Source organism: Janibacter sp. Soil728, assembly GCF_001428305.1.
Classification (GTDB): Bacteria; Actinomycetota; Actinomycetes; order Actinomycetales; family Dermatophilaceae; genus Janibacter.
Genome location: NZ_LMRZ01000001.1, coordinates 420,218 through 436,650 on the forward strand (window position 1 = coordinate 420,218; position 16,433 = coordinate 436,650).

The 16,433-nt window shown below is 68.8% G+C and carries 16 protein-coding genes; 8 read left to right on the plus strand and 8 right to left on the minus strand.

Annotated elements, in window-relative coordinates; all coding sequences use genetic code 11:
- Nucleotides 1-5: 5 nt before the first annotated feature.
- Both ASG73_RS02005 and ASG73_RS02010 read left to right on the plus strand, forming a co-directional pair.
- Nucleotides 6-491: an SRPBCC family protein gene (locus tag ASG73_RS02005; RefSeq protein ID WP_055990017.1), complete on the plus strand. Its 486-nt coding sequence runs from the start codon at nucleotides 6-8 to the stop codon at nucleotides 489-491.
- Between the two features lie 121 nt (nucleotides 492-612).
- A complete protein-coding gene (locus tag ASG73_RS02010; RefSeq protein ID WP_055990020.1) occupies nucleotides 613-2,040 on the plus strand; it encodes an alkaline phosphatase PhoX in 1,428 nt (475 codons plus the stop codon).
- A 24-nt stretch (nucleotides 2,041-2,064) separates the two neighbouring features.
- On the opposite strand, the gene ASG73_RS02015 is transcribed toward ASG73_RS02010, so the two are convergent.
- The 3 genes from ASG73_RS02015 to ASG73_RS02025 are packed head-to-tail and all read right to left on the minus strand — an operon-like array spanning nucleotide 2,065 to nucleotide 3,820.
- Entirely contained in the window at nucleotides 2,065-2,367 is a 303-nt protein-coding gene (locus ASG73_RS02015) for a sulfurtransferase TusA family protein (RefSeq protein WP_235499330.1), read from the minus strand.
- Nucleotides 2,360-2,842, minus strand: a complete 483-nt coding sequence (locus ASG73_RS02020) for a glutathione peroxidase (RefSeq protein ID WP_055990023.1) — start codon at nucleotides 2,840-2,842, stop codon at nucleotides 2,360-2,362. Before ASG73_RS02020 ends, ASG73_RS02015 begins: the two co-directional genes overlap by 8 nt.
- A 9-nt stretch (nucleotides 2,843-2,851) precedes the next feature.
- A complete protein-coding gene (locus ASG73_RS02025; RefSeq protein WP_055990026.1) occupies nucleotides 2,852-3,820 on the minus strand; it encodes a GlxA family transcriptional regulator in 969 nt (322 codons plus the stop codon).
- A 101-nt stretch (nucleotides 3,821-3,921) separates the two neighbouring features.
- Between ASG73_RS02025 and ASG73_RS02030 the strand changes: the two genes are divergently transcribed.
- Entirely contained in the window at nucleotides 3,922-4,557 is a 636-nt protein-coding gene (locus tag ASG73_RS02030) for an isochorismatase family protein (RefSeq protein WP_055990029.1), read from the plus strand.
- Nucleotides 4,558-4,770: 213 nt separating this feature from the next.
- On the opposite strand, the gene ASG73_RS02035 is transcribed toward ASG73_RS02030, so the two are convergent.
- The 3 genes from ASG73_RS02035 to ASG73_RS02045 form a co-directional block, all read right to left on the minus strand.
- Nucleotides 4,771-6,234, minus strand: coding sequence for a DUF4041 domain-containing protein (locus ASG73_RS02035; protein ID WP_235499331.1), 1,464 nt, complete (start codon nucleotides 6,232-6,234; stop codon nucleotides 4,771-4,773).
- A gap of 221 nt (nucleotides 6,235-6,455) precedes the next feature.
- The gene (locus ASG73_RS02040) at nucleotides 6,456-8,723 is read right to left on the minus strand and encodes a heavy metal translocating P-type ATPase (protein ID WP_055990032.1); all 2,268 of its coding nucleotides are present in this window, start codon (nucleotides 8,721-8,723) and stop codon (nucleotides 6,456-6,458) included.
- A gap of 36 nt (nucleotides 8,724-8,759) precedes the next feature.
- Nucleotides 8,760-8,966 (minus strand): heavy-metal-associated domain-containing protein, encoded by a 207-nt coding sequence (locus ASG73_RS02045; protein ID WP_055990034.1) that lies wholly within the window; start codon nucleotides 8,964-8,966, stop codon nucleotides 8,760-8,762.
- A gap of 140 nt (nucleotides 8,967-9,106) precedes the next feature.
- On the opposite strand from ASG73_RS02045, the gene ASG73_RS02050 reads away from it, so the two are divergent.
- Together ASG73_RS02050 and ASG73_RS02055 are read left to right on the plus strand one after the other, a co-directional pair.
- Nucleotides 9,107-9,766, plus strand: coding sequence for a lysoplasmalogenase family protein (locus tag ASG73_RS02050; protein WP_055990037.1), 660 nt, complete (start codon nucleotides 9,107-9,109; stop codon nucleotides 9,764-9,766).
- Complete coding sequence (locus ASG73_RS02055; RefSeq protein WP_235499332.1) at nucleotides 9,763-10,992, plus strand: MFS transporter; 1,230 nt, start codon at nucleotides 9,763-9,765, stop codon at nucleotides 10,990-10,992. Before ASG73_RS02050 ends, ASG73_RS02055 begins: the two co-directional genes overlap by 4 nt.
- Here the strand turns inward: ASG73_RS02055 and ASG73_RS02060 are convergent, their stop codons facing one another.
- Nucleotides 10,993-12,486 carry a DHA2 family efflux MFS transporter permease subunit gene (locus ASG73_RS02060; RefSeq protein ID WP_055991330.1) on the minus strand — a complete coding sequence of 498 codons (1,494 nt, stop codon included), beginning with the start codon at nucleotides 12,484-12,486 and terminating at the stop codon, nucleotides 10,993-10,995.
- 56 nt (nucleotides 12,487-12,542) lie between these two features.
- Between ASG73_RS02060 and ASG73_RS02065 the strand changes: the two genes are divergently transcribed.
- The 3 genes from ASG73_RS02065 (at nucleotide 12,543) to ASG73_RS02075 (ending at nucleotide 15,422) form a co-directional block, all read left to right on the plus strand.
- Entirely contained in the window at nucleotides 12,543-12,818 is a 276-nt protein-coding gene (locus ASG73_RS02065) for a DUF2277 domain-containing protein (RefSeq protein ID WP_055990040.1), read from the plus strand.
- Nucleotides 12,819-13,185: 367 nt separating this feature from the next.
- Entirely contained in the window at nucleotides 13,186-14,559 is a 1,374-nt protein-coding gene (dnaB, locus tag ASG73_RS02070) for a replicative DNA helicase (protein WP_055991333.1), read from the plus strand.
- A gap of 134 nt (nucleotides 14,560-14,693) precedes the next feature.
- A complete protein-coding gene (locus ASG73_RS02075) occupies nucleotides 14,694-15,422 on the plus strand; it encodes a class I SAM-dependent methyltransferase (protein ID WP_055990043.1) in 729 nt (242 codons plus the stop codon).
- Nucleotides 15,423-15,482: 60 nt separating this feature from the next.
- Here ASG73_RS02075 and ASG73_RS02080 read toward each other — a convergent pair whose 3' ends face one another.
- A complete protein-coding gene (locus ASG73_RS02080; protein WP_055990046.1) occupies nucleotides 15,483-16,322 on the minus strand; it encodes an oxidoreductase in 840 nt (279 codons plus the stop codon).
- Nucleotides 16,323-16,433: the final 111 nt, after the last annotated feature.

Here is a 16,433-nt window from a genome sequence, read left to right on the forward strand (position 1 = left end):
TCGCCATGCCCCTCACCGATGTCACCACCGACCTCGACACCCGAACCCTCGTCATGACCTGCGACTTCCCCGTCACTCCCGAGCGCCTCTGGCAGGTGTGGGCCGACCCGCGCCAGCTCGAGCAGTGGTGGGGGCCAGAGACCTACCCGGCCACCGTCACCGAGCACGACCTGACTCCCGGGGGCCTCGTGAAGTACCACATGACCAGCCCGGAAGGGGAGAAGTTCCCCGGCGGCTGGGAGGTCATCGCCGTCGACGCCCCGCACCGGCTCGAGCTGCGCGACTTCTTCGCCGACGCCGACGGCAACCCGGTCGAGTCCGCGCCCGAGTCCCGGGTGGTCATCGAGATCACCGCGACCGACACCGGCGCCCGGATGGTCAACACCTCGACGTGGGAGTCCGCCGAGGACATGCAGAAGGTCCTCGACATGGGCATGGTCGAGGGCTCCACCTCCGCCGTGAGCCAGCTCGACGCGCTGCTGGCCGCCTGACCCGAGCCACCGCCCCGCCCCTTCACCCGGTGTTCGCCCGGAGGACCCGCACAGGTCCCCCCGGGCGAACACCGGGTTGCTGGACTGCATGGACATCCCCTTCCCCTCGCCAAGGAGTCCCATGTCCAGCTCCAACCTCGACCGCCGCACCCTGCTCGGCGGCTCGGCCGGCGCGCTCGGCCTGCTCGTCGCCGGGAGCGCTGCTCCCTTCGCCTCGCACGCGTCCGCCGCCCAGACCACGCGCCTCGCGGCCGGCTACGGCAAGCTCACCCCGGCCGGCCCGCTGCTCGCGCTGCCCGAAGGCTTCTCCTACACCGTCCTCGCCGAGTCCGGCACGACGACGGTCGGCGGCTACGCGGTGGCGGACAGCCAGGACGCGATGGGCTGCTTCGCCCGTCCCGGCGGCGGCTCGACGATCGTCTGCAACCACGAGGTCGGTGGCGACGCCGAGGTCGGCGTCCCGCACGTCGACGGTCTCGTCTACGACGCCGGCGCGAAGGGGGGTACCTCCACCCTCGTGGTCACCCAGGACAACAGCGTGGTCGAGCACTACACCTCGGTGGCCGGGACGGTCGACAACTGCGCCGGCGGCATCACCCCGTGGGGCACCTGGCTGACCTGCGAGGAGACCGACGAGCGCGCCGGCACCCACGAGGACGACGGGGTGACCTACACCTTCGAGAAGGACCACGGCTACGTCTTCGAGGTCGACCCGACCAGCCAGGCCGCCAACATCGGCAAGGCAAACATCCCGCTGAAGTTCCTCGGCCGCTTCGAGCACGAGGCCGCGGTCGTCGACCCCGGGACCGGCCAGATCTACCTGACCGAGGACGCCGACGAGCCCAACGGGCTCTTCTACCGCTGGACCCCGCCGGCCGGCTACCGCCAGGGCAAGGGCGCGCTGCACGCCCTGGCCGAGGACGGGGCCGTCGAGGTCGGCACGCTCGAGGCGCTCGTCGCGACCGAGCGCAACGGCCGCCACGTGACGGACCTGTCCCTGGCGACCCGCACGCAGACGACCTACACGACGACGTGGGTCGAGGTGCCCGAGCGCGACGCCCAGACCATGCCGATCCGCGAGCAGCTCACCGACTCCCAGGTCACCCGAGCGCGCAAGCTCGAGGGCCAGTGGTGGGGCGACGGCGGCGTCTACTTCGTCGCGAGCTACGGCCGCACGGACGACGGCTCGATCCACGAGCACGACGGCCAGGTGTGGTTCTTCGACCCGAAGAAGCAGACCGTCACGTTGACGACGATCTTCGCCGTCAACGAGGACGGCGCGGGCGTCGACGGCCCGGACAACATCACCGTCTCGCCCCACGGCGGCCTCGTCCTCGCCGAGGACGGCGACGGCGCCTCGCAGCTCATCGGGGTCACCGACCAGGGCAAGGCCTACCGCCTCGCGCTCAACCTCGTCGACGACAGCGAGTGGGCCGGGCCGACCTTCAACGCGGCCGGCACGACCCTCTTCGCCAACATCCAGGGCGACCCGGGCCGCACCTTCGCGATCACCGGTCCGTGGGGCCGGCCCTCCAACGCCCGGGGCTGATCCCGGACCGGCGCCCGGTGGCCCTCAGGTCACCGGGTGCCAGGGCCGGTCGGGCCGGGTGGCGACGGGGGAGCCGCTCACCCGCACCCCGTAGACCGGCGGGGGGCCGGCGTCGGCGACCCCGAGGTAGGTGTGGCCGGTGATCCGGCACCACGCCGGCAGGTCGATCGGGGCCACCGGGTCGGTCGTGCTCAGGTGCACGACCGACCCCTCGGCGAGCTCGGCGACGCGGGCACGCAGCAGGATGAGCAGCCGCGCGCACGAGAGGTCACCCCCGTCGATCCGCTCGACGGGCTCGTCGGTGCCGTCCACCGGCAGCTCAGGCAAGGACGGAGCGAAGGGCGGCGACCACCCGCTCGTCGTCCGGCTCCACCCGCGGGCTGAAGCGGGCGACCGGCGTGCCGTCGGCGTCGATGACGAACTTCTCGAAGTTCCACCGGATGTCGCCGCTCTCGCCACCCTCGTCCTGGGTGTCGACAAGGCCCTCGTAGAGGGCGTGGCGGCCGGGGCCGTTGACCTCGATCTTTTCGCTCAGGGGGAAGGCGACGCCGTAGGTCGCGGAGCAGAACTCGGCGATCTCCTCGGAGGTGCCCGGCTCCTGCCCGCCGAACTGGTTGCACGGCAGCCCGACGACCGCGAGGTCGGGGTGCTGCTCGTGCAGCGCCTCCAGCGCCGTGTACTGCGGGGTCAGCCCGCACTTGGAGGCGACATTGACCAGCAGGGCGGGCTTGCCGCCGGTCAGGTCGCGCAGGGTGCCGGGGGTGCCGTCGAGGCGGGCGAGGGGGGTGTCCAGGAGGGTCATGGTCCGACCCTAGCGCCCGCCCCCGACGGCCTCCGGGGCCGTGAAGCGGTGGCGGTAGGACGTCGGGGTGGTCGAGTAGGCGGCGGTGAAGTTCTGCCGGAAGGTGACCACGCTGGCGAAGCCGCAGGCGGTCGCGATCGACCCGATGGGACGGTCCGTGCTCTCGAGGAGGCGCCGCGCCTCGTCCAGGCGGTGGGACATGACCCAGCGAGCGGGCGTCGAGCCGGTCACCTCGGTGAACCGCCGGGTGAAGTTGCGTCGGCTCATCCCGGCGTGCGCGGCGAGCACCTCGACGGGCAGCGGCTCCTCAAGGTGGGACAGGGCCCAGTCGATGGTCGCCCCGAGGTGCCCCACTCCTTCGCGCTCGGGCATCGGGCGGATGACGTACTGGGCCTGGTCGCCGTCCCGGTGCGGGGCCACGACGAGGGTCCGCGCCACCGTCGCCGCGGCGGCCGAGCCCAGGTGCGCCCTCACGATGTGCAGGCAGGCGTCGATGGCCGACGCCGTCCCGGCCGAGGTGAGGACGTCCCCGTGGTCGATGTAGAGGGCCGCGGAGTTGACCATCAGCCCCGGTCGCCGCTCGTGCAGCTGGTCGACGGCCTCCCAGTGGGTCACGACCTCCCGACCGTCGAGCACCCCGCTGTCGACCACGGGGAAGGCCCCGAGGCACAGCCCGGCGATCTGGCTGCCGCGGTCCCGCGCAGCGCGGATCCCCGCGGTCAGGGTGTCCTCGGTGGCGGGCAGGTCGGCCGGCCAGGCCGGCAGGACGACTAGCTCGGCCTCCTCCATCGCGCCCGGTCCGGACACGTCCTCGATCCGCAGCCCCTCGACGGTGCGGATGCCGCGGCCGTCCGTCGTCCACACCACGGGGTCCCAGCCGGACGCGAGGCCCTGGCGGCCCACCTCGCCGAAGACGGCGAGAGGCGCGGCCAGATGGAACATGGTCATGCCCTCGAAGGCATGCACGGCGATGCGCATTGTGGCCCGATCTCATCGATACATGTCATGTGCGACCCTCACGGTAGAGGGTCGTGGAGCGCGATGCTGGAGCCAGATCCCATCGAACCCAGGAGCAGATCGTGACCACACCCCGCCGCGCCCTCGTCGTCGTCGACGTCCAGCAGGAGTACTTCGACGGGATCCTGCAGATCCAGTCCCCGTCGCCCGAGCGCACCCTCGCCAATGTCGTGAGCGTCATCGACGTCGCGCAGGAGCAGGGACTGCCGGTCGTCGTCGTGCAGCACGAGCTGCCCGAGGGCGCGCCGGTCTTCGCGGCCGGCAGCCACAGCCACGCCCTGCACCCGCAGGTGCAGCAGCGAGTGCAGCCGACCTGGAAGCACGTGACCAAGGACAAGGCCAGCGTCTTCGCCGGCACCGACGTCGCCGAGTGGCTGGCGGAGCACGAGGTCGACACCATCACGATCGTCGGCCACATGGTCAACAACTGCGTCCTGGCCACCGCCGTCGGCGCCGAGGAGCTCGGGCTCACGGCCGAGGTCCTGACCGACGCGACGGGCGCCATCCACCTCGCCAACGAGGCCGGCAAGGTCTCCGCCGAGCAGCTGCACGAGACCCTGCTCGTGCTCCTGCAGTCCAACTGGGCGGCCGTCGCGACCACCGCGGCATGGACGGCCGCCACGCAGGAGGGGCGGGCCCTGCCCGCGAGTGACCTCGGCACCTCCGCGACGCAGGGACGGTCCGCCTTCGCCGGCTGACCCCCGCCCGTGGGCTCGGCTCGCTGACGGTCGCGGTCCGCACCGCTTCTGGATGTCGGAGCACGAGGAGCGCGGCGGCATTCCAGTTCTGCGAAGGCTTACCGCAGTTGATGGCCCTGCAGCTCTGACGGGACAACTTCCAGCCGTCGGACTTCCTGACTGCATGGGCATTTGGTGGGACCCGTGAAACGCGAGGCGAAAATAATGATGCGCCTACACAACCAACGGACGGGGTTGCTCACCTTGGACCACCTGGAGGCTTTGGTGATACTCCAGCGCCTCCGGCTCCTCGTTGAATTGGAGCAGCTCACCGGTGAGTTCCATCAAAAGGTCTCGAGCTTCCGATGGGGTGGCGTAGAAGAACTCACGCCGTAGGTTTACTCGGTTCACGCGAGTGACGGCCAGTCGCCGGTGCATCTCCGCCTCGATGCCGTAAGCGTCCTCGGAGAAGAACATCGCGTGGACATCGAAGTTGAAGGGGACGCTCGCGTCGCTCAGTTCTCTTACGCGGTCCATAGGATCGAGTCGACGTGTCATGCCAACCTTGATCATTCGTGCGCCCAAGGCCCCGACGTTTGAGATGACGTAAACGTATCCAGCTCGAACGTTGGCGGCGCGGTAGTCAACCTCCTCCATGGCCCTGTCGATCTCATCAAGCTGGGCACGAAGGCGGCCTGCTCCTTCCGAATCTCCCTTTTCTATCAATGCTTGGAGTGCGTTGGAGTAGTGCTGGCGCTCCTTGTCGAGCCGTGCCTTTTCGCGTGCGATTTCCAGCTCGACCTTCCGCTGCTCGCGCAACCGTTCCTTCTCTTCGCGCTCCTTCTCCTTTTCGCGGGCCAGCATCTCTTGATAGTCGGCCGTGAGTTCCATTTCGCGAATCCGTAACTGGTGGTAGTGCCCGGTGACGCGGATGCTCATCGTCTTGCCGAGCCGCTCGATGGTGGCGGTGACCTTGTTGAGGCGCTCTACAGCGGATGCCAGCTTGTAGGGCTTCATGCCGCGGACCAAGTTGTCCGCCTCGGCGTTGTAAGCGCGGAGCATCAACTTCGAGTAATCCCGGAGCATCTTCTTGCCTTGTGCTTCCGAACCATTGACTGTCCAGCCCTGAGCTGTCTCGATGGCGCCGCCATCTTGCCGGGCAAGCGCCTTGATCTGGTCCTTCAGTTTTGCCAGTTCATCCTTGTATGTGACTGAGTCCGAGAGCGGGTGACGGTAGTCGTACAGGCCAACTTCCTGAAGGATCTCCGCTTCTTGAGTCTTCACGACTCTGCTCCGGAGGTCGTCGAGTTCCGCCTGCAGGGTCGCCGTCTCCCGGACCAATTGGTCTCGCATCTCCCGGATCTCGACCTTTAGCGCCTCGCGCTGACGCTCCAAGTCGGCTACCTCGAGAGCGCCGAGTCGGTCCAACTCACTTTTCAGGCGGGCAATCTCCTCATTCGCGTTGTCGAGGCTTGCGAGCACTTGTTGGGCATGTTTGCGGACTCCGAACAGTGGAACCTTCGGCTCGGCGTGCCTTTCGGACTTGGTGGATGCCTGAGTCTGTAGCGCCGCCTGCGATGGAGCGTGAGGACCGGATGTTGCAGGCGCAAGGTGGTTCGTCCATTGGTCGCCATCCCAGTATCGGAGTTGGGTGTCGTCCTGTGGGTCCGAGTACCAATTTGCTGGCCATTTGCTCACGTCGCGCTCCCCGAGTCTTGAGCCAATTCGGCATTTCCCAACGTACCTTCGGCCAGGGAAAGAGGCTCTGCGTGACTTTGCCGCCTGTTCCCCTGTAGCCGCAGCCTGCCATGGAGCACCGACCGCGCACTGGCTGTTGGCTTGACGACCTTCCTGAACTACGAGACCCCCCTTCGTCATGAGGCGAAGGGGGGTACTCGCGTCGTCGTCGACGGCCCGGCTCAGTGGGCCTTGAAACCCCGCAGGCGCAGGCTGTTGCTCACGACGAAGACCGAGGAGAAGGCCATCGCCGCGCCGGCGATCATCGGGTTGAGCATCCCGGCCATCGCCAGTGGGATCGCTGCGACGTTGTAGGCGAAGGCCCAGAAGAGGTTGCCCTTGATCGTCGACAGGGTGCGCCGGGCCAGCCGGATCGCGTCGACCGCGACCCGCAGGTCACCGCGCACGAGGGTCAGGTCGCTGGCCTCGATGGCGACATCGGTTCCGGTGCCCATCGCCAGGCCGAGGTCGGCGGTGGCCAGGGCGGCCGCGTCGTTGACGCCGTCACCGACCATGGCGACGACCTTGCCCTCGCCCTGCAGCCGCTCGACGACCGCGACCTTGTCCGCGGGCATGACATCGGCGTAGACGTCCTCCTCGGCGATCCCGACCTCGGCCGCGACGGCCCGGGCGACGACCTCGTTGTCACCGGTGAGCAGGATCGGCCGCAGCCCCAGGGCGCGCAGCTCGGTGATCGCCTGCGTCGAGGTGTCCTTGATCGCGTCGGCGACGACGACCAGGCCACGGGCCCGACCACCCCACGCCACCTGGACGACGGTGCCGCCGTCCTGCTGGCGAGCGGTCGTCGTGGTGTCGAGCTCGGTGCAGCGCATCTGGCCGGCGTCGGTGAGCAGCGCGGGCCGGCCCACCACGACCTCGTGCCCGTCGACGCTCCCGCGGACGCCGAGCCCCTCGACGTTGGCGAAGTCCTCCACCTGCGGCAGCTCGCCGACCCGCTCCCGGGCGCCGGTGGCGATGGCCTGGGCGATCGGGTGCTCGGATGCGGCCTCCAGCGCACCGGCATACCGCAGCACGTCGTCCTCGGCGACACCCTCGGCGGCGACGACGTCGATCAACGTCATTCGACCGGTCGTGACGGTGCCGGTCTTGTCGAGCACGATCGTGTCGACCTTGCGGGTGGACTCCAGCACCTCGGGGCCCTTGATGAGGATGCCCAGCTGGGCGCCGCGACCGGTACCGACCATGAGGGCGGTCGGCGTCGCCAGGCCGAGGGCGCAGGGGCAGGCGATGATCAGGACCGCGACGGCTGCGGTGAAGGCCATCGACAGCCCGGTCCCGATGGCGATCCAGAAGATCAGCGTCGCCAGCGAGAGCACGAGGACGATCGGGACGAAGATCCCGGAGATGCGGTCGGCCAGGCGCTGCGCCTCGGCCTTGCCGTTCTGCGCGTCGGCGACCATCTGGGCCATCTGCGCCAGCTGGGTGTCGCCGCCGACGCGGGTGGCGCGCACGACGAGGCGACCGCCGGCGTTGACCGTCGCACCGACGACGCCGTCGCCCGGGGCGACCTCGACGGGGACCGACTCGCCGGTGAGCATCGAGGTGTCGACCGCGGAGGTGCCGCGCTCGATCACGCCGTCCGTGGCGATCTTCTCGCCCGGACGGACGACGAAGAGCGTCCCGACTGCCAGCTCCTCGACGGGGACCTGCCGCTCGGTGGTCCCGTCGGCGTCGAGGACGGTGACCTCCTTGGCGCCCATCTCGAGGAGCGCTCGGAGGGCGGCGCCGGCCTGGCGCTTGGAGCGCTTCTCGAAGTAGCGTCCGGCGAGGATGAAGGTCGTCACCCCGGCCGCGGCCTCGAGGTAGATGTTGCGCGAGCCGTCACCGCGCTCGACGGTCAGCTCGAAGGGGTGCGTCATACCGGGCATGCCCGCGGTGCCGAAGAAGAGGGCGTAGAGCGACCAGGCGAGCGCCGCGAGGGTGCCGATCGACACCAGCGTGTCCATCGTCGTCGCGCCGTGCTTGAGGTTGGTCCAGGCGGCCTTGTGGAAGGGCAGCGCGCCCCAGATCACGACCGGCGCGGCCAGGGTCAGCGACAGCCACTGCCAGTTGGTGAACTGCAGCGGTGGGATCATCGCCATCGCGATGACCGGGATCGACAGGATCGCCGAGATGATCAGCCGCTGGCGCAGCTGCTCGGTCTCGTCGGGGAGGGCCGGGCCGTCCCCCTTCGCCTCCTGCGTGCGGGGGAGAGCCGCCCCGTAGCCCGCGGACTCGACCGTCTCGACGAGGCGCTCCGGCGTGACCTCGGGGGCGTAGGTGACCTTCGCCTTCTCGGTCGCGTAGTTGACCGAGGCGCTCACCCCGTCGAGCTTGTTGAGCTTGCGCTCGATCCGGTTGGCGCACGAGGCGCAGGTCATGCCGGTGATGTCGAGCTCGACCTGCGTCGAGCCCGCCGTCGGGGTCGGCAGGGTGTGCGGGGCGGTCATGTCTCTCTCCTGTGGTGGCGAAGGGGGTGGTGCCGGTCAGACCAGCTGGTAGCCGGCCTCTTCGACGGCGGTGCGCACGGCTGCGGCGTCGACGGGCTCGGCGCTGCTCACGGTCACGACGCCGGTCTCGAGCTCGACCTGGACGCCCTCGACGCCGGCGATCTCCTGGATCTCCTCGGTGACGGAGCTGACGCAGTGGCCGCAGGTCATGCCGGTGACGGTGTAGGTGGCGGTGGTGCTCATGGGGATGTCCTTTCGACGGGGTGTTGCTTCGTACAAGTACTGTACCCCCCTAGGGTATTCCGTCAAAGACGGAAAGCTCCCCTCTCGCCCACCACGTGGCCTCGCCCTCGCCCTGCGCGGACGCTGACTACTCTCAAGACATGCCAGCCCTCGCCGCCCTCGTCGTGGTCACCCTGATCCACCTCGGCGCGCAGGCAGCGGCGCCGGGCGGAGTGCTCGCCGATGTCACCCAGGTGCTGCTGATGCCGCTCCTGCTGTGGTTCCTCGTCACCACGACGCGACGACCCCACTCGCTCCTCGTGCGTCTGACGGTGGTGGCCCTGGTCCTGTCCTGGCTCGGCGACACGGTCCCGCGCTTCGTGGCGGACGGCAGCGAGCTCGGCTTCATGCTCATGCTCGGGGCCTTCCTGCTGGCGCAGCTCGCCTACGTGGCTGCCCTGTACCCCTTCGCCGAGAGCAGCATCGCGCGCACCCGGCCCGCCCTCGTCGCTCCCTACGCCCTCGCGCTCGTGGCCTTGCTCGTCGTCGTGACCCTGGGCAGCGGATTCATCTGGCAGGTGGCGCTCTACGGGGTCGCGATCATGACGATGGCCGTGCTGGCCACCGGCCTGGACCGCGTCGCCACGATCGGGGCGATCATCTTCGTCATCTCCGATGCGCTCATCGCGGTGCGCGCCTTCGCCGATGTCGAGCTGCCGCTTCACGGGGTGTGGGTGATGCTCACGTACGTCGTCGGTCAGGCGATGCTCGTCGCTGCCATCGCCCACCGCGACCGGGTGGATCACGTGCGGCACGGGTGAGCGTGATCGTCGGCGCGCACGAGGGCCATCTGCCGGGGACGCCGGAGTACCGCCGGGTCGTCTGGTCGCTCTTCGCGGCGGGGACGGCCACCTTCGTCCTGCTCTACTCGACGCAGTCGCTGCTGCCGGACTTCACCCGGCACTTCGGCGTCTCGAGCGAGAGTGCCACGCTGACGATCTCGCTCACGACCCTGGGCCTGGGCTGCGGCCTGCTCATCGCGGGACCGTTGTCGGATGTCGTCGGACGCACCCGGCTGATCCACCTCTCGCTGCTCGCGTCGGTGCTCGTCGGGCTGGCGTCCGCGCTCGCGCCGACGTGGACCTCGCTGCTCGTGCTGCGCTTCGCATCCGGGTTCGTCCTCGCCGGGCTGCCGGCCGTCGCCACGGCGTACCTGCGCGAGGAGCTGCACCCTTCGAGCCAGGCGAGGGCGTCAGGGCTCTACGTCGGCGGCACGGCCTTCGGCGGGATGTTCAGCCGGTTGCTCGCCGGCGCGGGAGCGGAGGTCGGTGGCTGGCGGTGGGGGATCGGGGCGACGGTCGCGCTCGGCCTCGCATGTGCCGTGGTCGTGCGCGTGTGGTTGCCGCCGTCACGCGGGTTCGTCGCCGTGCCCGGCAACCCACGGGCGCTGCTGGCCATGACGCGCAATGCGCTCACCGACCGTGGGTTGCTGATGCTCTACGCCATCGGTGGCTGCGTGCTCGGGGCGATGCAGGCCCCCTTCAACATCGTCGGTTTTCGCCTCACCGAGGCGCCCTTCCATCTCGGGCTCGGCCTGGCGAGCCTGGTCTTCCTCGTCTATCCGCTCGGGACGATCAGCGCGGCGTGGTTCGGCCGGCTCGCCGACCGCCATGGGCGAAGGGCGGTGGTCCCGGTGGGAGCGGGGATCGCGGCCGTCGGCGTGCTCGTCACGATCCCTGACCACCTCGTCACCCTCGTCATCGGGCTGGCGCTCGTGGTCATCGGCTTCTTCGCCGTGCACGGCATCGCGAGCGGGTGGGTGCCGATGCGGGCACACGCTGGTGGGGCCAGTGCCAGCCAGGCGGCGTCGCTCTACCTCTTCACGTACTACCTGGGCTCCGCGGTCTTCGGCACGATCGCGGGCCTGGCCTGGACCCATCAGCAGTGGCCGGGGGTCGTGGCACTGTCGCTCGTGCTGCTCGCGGCCACGGCCGGGCTGACCATCCTGCTGCGGCGCACGCCATCGCTCGTGCCCGGCCAATCGTGACTACGACGCGGGTACGTCGTCGAGCGGCGCGCTCTCCTGGGGCACGTCCTCGGTCGTCATGTCGGCCCTCGGCGTCGAGACCATCAGGCAGGTGACGACGGCGATCGCGGCGAGGGCCGTGAGCATGCCGAAGGCGACCTGCACGCCCGAGGCGCGCTCGGCCACGGTCGGGTCCGTGCCTGCGACGAGGGACATGACGGCGATGCTCGTGGCGGTGCCCGCGGCGCCGAAGACCTGCTGGGAGGAGCCGAGCAGCGCTGAGCCGTGGGCGTAGAGCGAGCTCGGCAGCGACCCGAGCCCGGCCGTGAAGAGCGGGGTGAAGAGCAGTGCCAGCGACAGGCTGAGCAGGACGTGCAGGAGCAGGATCGTCCACTGGCCGACGTGCGGCACGAGGACCGTGAAGAGGCCCAGGGTGACGGTCATGCCGACGGCGCCGGGGAGGACGAGAGGGCGGGCGCCGATCCGGTCGTAGAGGCGTCCGATGGTCGGCCCGAGCAGACCCATCGCGATGCCGCCGGGGATGAGGAGCAGGCCGGTCTCGAGGGTGCTCAGGCCCAGTCCGCGCTGCAGGTGGATCGGCAGCAGGATGATCGAGCTGATGAGCGCGGCGAACCCGAGGCACATGGTGACGAAGGCGCCGGTGAAGCTGCGGTGGGTGAAGGCGCGCAGGTCCATCAGCGGGTCGCCGTGGCGGGCGAGCGCGAGCTGGCGCAGGACGAAGGCGATGAGGGCGACCGCGGCGACGCCCGCGGCCAGCGCCGGGTCGACGACGGGCTCGGGGGCAGGGTCGCCGGTGCCGCCGTGGCCGCCGCCGAGACCCGAGAGGCCATAGACGAGACCGCCGAAGCCGACGGTGGCCAGCGCGACGCTGAGGATGTCGAGGCGGCTGTCCTGACGCTCGCCGACATCGGGCAGGTGGCGCAGACCCAGCCACAGGGCAGCCGCAGCGATGGGCAGGACGGCGATGAAGATCAGGCGCCAGGTCCCGAGCTCGAGGAGCAGACCGGACACGGCGGGCCCCATGGCGGGGGCGACGGCGATGACGAGCGAGACATTGCCCATCGTGCGGCCCCGGTCGGCGACGGGCACGAGGTCCATGAGCGTGGTCATGAGCAGCGGGATCATGATGGCGGTGCCGGCGGCCTGGACCACCCGGGCGGCCACGAGGACCTCGAAGGTGGGGGCCGCTGCCGCGATGGTCGTGCCCACGGTGAACAGGCCCATCGCCAGGGCGAAGGTGCGCCGGGTCGCCAGGCGCCGCATGATCCAGCCGGTCATCGGGATGACGACGGCCATGGTGAGCATGAAGGCGGTCGTCAGCCACTGCGCGGTCGTCTCGGGGACGCGGAACTCGTCCATGAGGCGCGGGATCGCGTTGTTCATGATCGTCTCGTTGAGGATCACGACGAAGGTGGCGACGGTGAGCACGCGCAGGACCAGGGTCGTCTGGGCAGGCGTGGTCACGGCGTGCGGCGCGGCCGCGGGGGAAGGCATGTCCTCCATGGTCGGTCAGAGCGCCGACATCGACCAAACGGGAGGAGACTGGTGGCATGTGCCGAAACATCCGACAGCTGCACAACTTCGAGCCCCCGGCCACGAGTGACGAGGTGCGCGCCGCCGCGCTGCAGTACGTGCGCAAGGTGAGCGGGTCGACCAAGCCGAGCCAGGCCAACCAGGCGGCCTTCGACGAGGCGGTCGAGGAGATCGCCCAGGTGACCCAGCACCTCCTCTCGCACCTGACCACCAACGCGCCGCCGAAGGACCGTGAGGTCGAGGCGGAGAAGGCCAAGGAGCGTGCCCGGATTCGTTACGGAAAAACGGGCTGACTGGACTTGCGCGACGGGGCCGAATATGTCCTCCGGGCGTGTCACCGGAGGATTTACGGCGTGTCGCCCCTGTGGATGATCTGCGGATAAGTTTTTTCGGGTCCACATCTGTGCGATCGCGTTTGTGCAGGTCAGAAGGGGTGCTGTGACCTGTGTGACGTCGAGATCCACAGGGTTGTCCACTGGCTGTGCACAGTGCTATGGCGCGTCGTCCACAGTCTGTCCACATCTTTGTCCACAGGCCCGTTTGTCGTTGTCGGTGCGGAGTGCGACTCTGCTCTGACGTCTCCTTCGGGGGGCGTGCGGATCCCCCTTCGCCGGGGTCGTAGAGGACTCATGGAGGGCACACGCGGTGACGACGACCGAGATGGACACGGGCTACGGGGACTCGGGCTCGTACTCGTCCGGGCCGCCGTCCGATCGCCTGCCGCCCCAGGACCTCAATGCCGAGCAGTCGGTCCTCGGCGGCATGCTGCTGAGCAAGGACGCGATCGCCGATGTCGGCGAGACCGTCCGGGGGCACGACTTCTACCGGCCGTCGCACGAGGTCATCTTCGACGCGATCATCGACCTCTACAGCCGGGGCGAGCCTGCCGACGCGATCACGATCGCGGACGAGCTGAGCAAGCGCGGCAACCTGCAGCGTGCCGGTGGGCAGGCCTACCTGCACGACCTCATCCAGTCGGTGCCGACCGCGGCCAACGCGGGGTACTACGCGCAGATCGTCGCCGAGCGGGCCGTTCTGCGCCGACTCGTCGAGGCCGGGACCAAGATCGTCCAGATGGGCTACGCCCAGGGCGGCGGTGACGTCGAGGAGATCGTCAACTCCGCGCAGGCCGAGGTCTACGGGGTCGCGGAGAAGCGCGGCGGCGAGGACTACGCCCCTCTGTGGGACACGCTCAACGAGACGATGACCGAGATCGAGGTCGCGGCCGGGCGCACCGACGAGATGACGGGTGTGCCCACGGGATTCACCGATCTCGACGAGCTGACGCACGGTCTGCACCCGGGGCAGATGGTCGTCATCGCGGCGAGGCCGGCCGTCGGAAAATCTACGCTGGGAGTGGACATCGCCCGTGCGGCGGCGATCCACCACCAGATGCCGAGCGCGATCTTCTCCCTCGAGATGAGCCGCAGCGAGATCACCATGCGTGTCCTCGCGGCGGAGGCGAGCATCCAGCTGCAGCACCTGCGTCGCGGCAAGATGAGCGACCCGGACTGGCGCAAGCTCTCCCGGGTCGTCGGACGGATCAGCGACAGCCCGCTCTACATCGACGACTCGCCCAACCTGTCGCTCATGGAGATCCGGGCCAAGGCGCGGCGGCTGAAGCAGCAGCACAACCTCAAGCTCATCGTCATCGACTACCTGCAGCTGATGAGCTCGGGCAAGAAGGTCGAGTCCCGTCAGCAGGAGGTCTCGGAGTTCTCCCGTGCGCTGAAGCTCCTGGCCAAGGAGCTGCAGGTCCCGGTCATCGCGATCAGCCAGCTGAACCGTGGTCCCGAGCAGCGCACCGACAAGCGTCCGGCGATGAGCGACCTGAGAGAAAGTGGATCGATCGAGCAAGATGCGGACATCGTGATCCTGCTCCACCGCGACCGCGACCCAGGCTCGGAGCGCGAAGGGGAGGCCGACGTCATCGTCGCCAAGCACCGAAACGGCCCCACCGCTGACATCGTGCTCGGCTTCCAGGGGCACTACGCGCGGTTCTCGAACCTGGCGAAGGACTCTGGCGGGTTCTAGTTTCGAGAAGCACGGAAGTCTGCACCGCACCGACGGCAGTCCTGCCCTCAACGCGCCAGGTCGGCCGTTTGAAGCTGTGTGAGTGCAGTCGTCTCGGCGTAGCGGCGCCATCCTGTTTTGGCACACTGGCGTGCATGCCGTCCGAATCCCAGATTGCCGAGCAGCAACCCGATTACTACGACACCTTCGCTGATGCGTACACGCGGGAGAACGAAAACGGCCTGTTCAACCGGTGGTACGCGCGGCCAGCGGTCTTGGACCTGCTCGGTGACGTCGCCGGGCGGCGCATCTTGGACGCTGGTTGCGGTTCCGGGCCGTTACTTTCCGACCTGAAACGGCGGGGCGCAAGCGTGGCAGGGTTTGACGCCAGCCCCGCGATGATCCGCCTCGCCCGGGAGCGGCTCGGAGACGCAGCCGACTTGAAGGTGGCCGATCTGACCCAGCCACTCCCGTACGACGACGAGGCGTTCGACGACGCGTTGGCGGTGCTCGTGCTGCACTACCTCGAGGACTGGTCGCGGCCGTTGGCCGAGCTGCGCCGGGTGCTGGTTTCCGGCGGTCGGCTGATCGTGGTGGTCAATCACCCCGCCATCCCGCCGGTGATGTACCCCGAGGTGAACTACTTCGAGACCGTGCCGAACGAGGAAAAGTATGACTTCGACGGCTTCTCCGCGACGCTGACGATCTGGTACCGATCGCTTAGCGCGATGTCGAAGTCGTTCACCGCCGCGGGCTTCAGGATCTCGGCGATCGACGAACCGGCGGTGTCGCCCGATACGCCGTCCGAGCTGTTACCGACGAGCGACGTCGACCCCACCCGTTTCATCGGATTCATCTTCTTCGCCCTCGAGGCCGTCTCCTAGGTTCGTGCCTCGATCGCATCTGGGGGCGCGGCGCAGCAGCAGACCCGCCCGCCCAGCGACTCAGCGCATACCGGTCATACGGCGCATGAGTGCGTCGTAGGCACGGGTCGGCAGGCAGCGGTGGATGAATAGGAGCGGCCTGGCGCCGGAGCCGACGGCGTAGCGGGTCTTGGGCCGGCCAGCGGCGGCAGCCTTGACGATGGTGTTGGCAATGACCTCGGGGGATGAGGCGCGCTTGGCCGTCGACTCTGACCTGGTGACCTCGGCGACGGACTTCGTCTGCTTGGCGTACGCCCCGGCGCCGGATGCCTCGTCCAGGTGGTCGGCGACGATCGAGTTGAACTCTGTGGCGATCGCTCCGGGCTCGATGATCACTACGTCGATCCCGAACTCCTTGGTCTCCAGTCGGAGGCAGTCGCTGAATGCCTCGAATGCGAACTTGGTGGCGTGGTACCAGGCGCCGAAGGGGGTGTAGATCTTGCCGCCCATGGAGGTGACGTTGACGATCGTGCCGCTGCGGCGCTCACGCATCCCCGGCAGGACGAGCTGGATGAGCCGGGCGGCACCGAACAGGTTGACCTCGAACTGACGACGGGCCTCCTCCAGCGGGACGTCCTCGACGGCGCCGTAGGAGCCGTAGCCTGCGTTGTTGACCAACACGTCGATGCGACCGGTCTGAGCGAGAATCTGCTTGATCCCGAGCGTCGTGGACTCTTCGTCGGTGACGTCCATGGCGAGCGTCTTGATGCCCTGCTTCTCCAGGTGCGCCATCCGCTCGATGCGACGGGCGACCCCGTAGACGATGAAGCCGGCGGCATGGAGACGCAGCACGGTTGCCTGCCCGATTCCTGATGATGCCCCGGTGACGAGGGCGACCTTCTGGGATGTTGCTGTGGTCACGGTGAACTCCTCGGGCTAAGATGAATTAATGTTCACTTTTTATCATGAACGACGGTTCACCTTTTGGCAAGTGGGGGGTTCGGCGTGACTCGATCTCCGATGCGGCAGGCC

What these genes read in the sequence shown, in the direction of transcription:
- ASG73_RS02025 (WP_055990026.1), bottom strand. Translation starts at nt 3,820, where the DNA reads ATGCGCATCGCCGTGCATGCCTTCGAGGGCATGACCATGTTCCATCTG.
- ASG73_RS02050 (WP_055990037.1), top strand. Translation starts at nt 9,107, where the DNA reads ATGCCAGCCCTCGCCGCCCTCGTCGTGGTCACCCTGATCCACCTCGGC.
- ASG73_RS02010 (WP_055990020.1), top strand. Translation starts at nt 613, where the DNA reads ATGTCCAGCTCCAACCTCGACCGCCGCACCCTGCTCGGCGGCTCGGCC.
- ASG73_RS02075 (WP_055990043.1), top strand. Translation starts at nt 14,694, where the DNA reads ATGCCGTCCGAATCCCAGATTGCCGAGCAGCAACCCGATTACTACGAC.
- ASG73_RS02065 (WP_055990040.1), top strand. Translation starts at nt 12,543, where the DNA reads ATGTGCCGAAACATCCGACAGCTGCACAACTTCGAGCCCCCGGCCACG.
- ASG73_RS02040 (WP_055990032.1), bottom strand. Translation starts at nt 8,723, where the DNA reads ATGACCGCCCCGCACACCCTGCCGACCCCGACGGCGGGCTCGACGCAG.
- dnaB (WP_055991333.1), top strand. Translation starts at nt 13,186, where the DNA reads ATGGACACGGGCTACGGGGACTCGGGCTCGTACTCGTCCGGGCCGCCG.
- ASG73_RS02045 (WP_055990034.1), bottom strand. Translation starts at nt 8,966, where the DNA reads ATGAGCACCACCGCCACCTACACCGTCACCGGCATGACCTGCGGCCAC.
- ASG73_RS02005 (WP_055990017.1), top strand. Translation starts at nt 6, where the DNA reads ATGCCCCTCACCGATGTCACCACCGACCTCGACACCCGAACCCTCGTC.
- ASG73_RS02020 (WP_055990023.1), bottom strand. Translation starts at nt 2,842, where the DNA reads ATGACCCTCCTGGACACCCCCCTCGCCCGCCTCGACGGCACCCCCGGC.
- ASG73_RS02060 (WP_055991330.1), bottom strand. Translation starts at nt 12,486, where the DNA reads ATGCCTTCCCCCGCGGCCGCGCCGCACGCCGTGACCACGCCTGCCCAG.